This is a genomic window from Mycobacterium sp., from assembly GCF_036488105.1.
Classification (GTDB): Bacteria; Actinomycetota; Actinomycetes; order Mycobacteriales; family Mycobacteriaceae; genus Mycobacterium.
Genome location: NZ_DASXHW010000274.1, coordinates 1 through 2,002 on the forward strand (window position 1 = coordinate 1; position 2,002 = coordinate 2,002).

Below are 2,002 nucleotides of genomic sequence, written 5' to 3' on the forward strand. Positions count from 1 at the left end.
CGTACTGGTCAGCCTGGTCGAATTCGGAATGCTCTTGCAGGGCGACGCGAGACGCCTCGATCTGGTGCACGGCGAAGGTTGCGGCGCACCGCTGGCCACGCACGTGCAGTGCGCGGAGGGCCACAATGTGCAGCTTGCTCACGCAGAGGCGCGGTTGCGGCCCAAACAAAAGCGCTGAGCCAGGCCACAAACCACACGCCTCACACCGCGCACTGTTTGAATGCACCTATGGTCGGTGCGTGGATCGGCTTCGCCGCCGGGCTGATGATGGTGACGGGGACGCTGATGAGCGTCGCGGGCACCCTGGTCGTTCCGCGGGCGGTCAATTCCCCGGCCAGCCGGCTGATCGCGTGGCTCCTCGACATCGTGTTTCGAATCCTCACCAAGCCGGTGCGTTCCTTCGGACGCAGGAACGCGATCCTGTCCTGGCAAGCGCCGATGTCCTTGCTCGCCCGGCTCGCCGCGTGGCTGGGCATGCTCGTCGTCGGCTTTGCGCTCTTATTGCTGCCGAGTATGAAAGGCCATCTGGGGCAAGCCGTTTCCGAAGCGGGGTCGTCGATCTTCACCCTTGGCTACGCGGCGCCGTCGACCGGTGACAGCACGACGCTGGAGTACCTGGCGGCGTTCACCGGGCTGGTCGTGATCGGACTGCAGGTCGGCTACCTGCCGACGCTGTACGCCGCGTTCAACAAGCGCGAAACCGAGGTCACGCTGCTCGGCACGCGGGCGGGCGTGCCGTCCTGGGGACCGGAGCTTCTGGCCCGCAGTCGGTGGGGCATCCAGGACGGCGACATGGCGCAGGTTGTCGAAACCATGTTTGTCTCGTGGGAGCGATGGGCCGCAGAAGTAGCCGAATCGCACACCACTTACGTCACTCTGGTCCGCTTCCGTTCGCCGCATCCGTTGTCACATTGGCTGACCTCGTTGATCGCGGTGATGGATGCCGCCGCCTTGCACCTGTCGCTGGCCCCGTCGCTCGAACCCAAATTGGCGCCACGCTTGGCGCTTCGGATGGGCTTCGTCGCCATCTCGCAGATCGCCCGGACAATGGGACAGCCGGTGCCCGACGAGCCCGGCAACGATGAGCCAATCTCGTTGACATTTAGCGACTTTCAACAGGCGGTCGCCTTACTCCGCGAAGTCGACTACCCGATCGAACGCTCGGACGAAGAGGCGTGGCCGCATTTCCGGGGTTGGCGGGCCAACTACGACGCGGCGGCGCTGCTGCTTGCCAAGCAACTCGACGCCCCACCGGCGCCATGGACGGGGACGCGGCGCTGGCCCTCCACTCCGATCGTCCCGCGTCGGCCGCCGGCCACGATGGCGCCCCGAGATCGACCGGACCGGTAGCCTCACCGCATGGAGCGTCCGCGGCGCGGTCCGGTGTGGTTGGGCATCGATGTGGCCTGTGTGCTGGTGTTTTGTGCCGTGGGGCGGCGCAGCCACGACGAGGGGCTCAACATCGCGGGCATCGCCTCGACGGCATGGCCCTTCCTGAGCGGGACCGCCCTGGGGTGGTTGGCCACTCAGGCCTGGCGCCGTCCGACAGCGGTATATCCCACCGGGGTCGTGGTGTGGCTGTGCACGGTCGTCGTCGGGATGCTGCTGCGTAAGGCCACCTCGGCCGGTGTCGCCGCAAGTTTCATCGTGGTGGCGGCATCAGTCACCGGGCTGCTGCTCTTGGGTTGGCGAGCGTTGGCCCAGCCCAGGCGGCGCGCAAAGCTCTCGAAATGGCAGGCGTGACCATGGCGCGAACAGACACCGACACCTGGGGGCCGGACACCAGTGTCGCAACCAACGCCACCTTGGTGGCGACCGCGAGGGCGCTGGCACACCGGGCGCGGTTGATCAACGACCCCTTCGCCGAGCCGTTGGTCAGGGCCGTCGGGAGGGACTTTTTTACCAAGGTGGCCAGCGGCGAGCTGGCTCTCAGCGATATCGGCGACGACAACGGATTAGCTTTGCTGACAGATCTTTTGGCAGTCCGTACCCGATTCTTCGA

At 66.2% G+C, this 2,002-nt stretch carries 3 protein-coding genes; all 3 read left to right on the plus strand.

The features are described 5' to 3' along the window. The first annotated feature begins 228 nt into the window (after positions 1 to 228). Positions 229 to 1,350, plus strand: coding sequence for a hypothetical protein (locus VGH54_RS14040; RefSeq protein ID WP_331512625.1), 1,122 nt, complete (start codon positions 229 to 231; stop codon positions 1,348 to 1,350). Between the two features lie 9 nt (positions 1,351 to 1,359). Beyond that, the gene (locus tag VGH54_RS14045) at positions 1,360 to 1,743 is read left to right on the plus strand and encodes a DUF3054 domain-containing protein (RefSeq protein ID WP_331512626.1); all 384 of its coding nucleotides are present in this window, start codon (positions 1,360 to 1,362) and stop codon (positions 1,741 to 1,743) included. Positions 1,744 to 1,745: 2 nt separating this feature from the next. After that, a partial coding sequence (locus VGH54_RS14050; RefSeq protein WP_331512627.1) for a class I SAM-dependent methyltransferase occupies positions 1,746 to 2,002 on the plus strand: 257 nt, incomplete at its 3' end.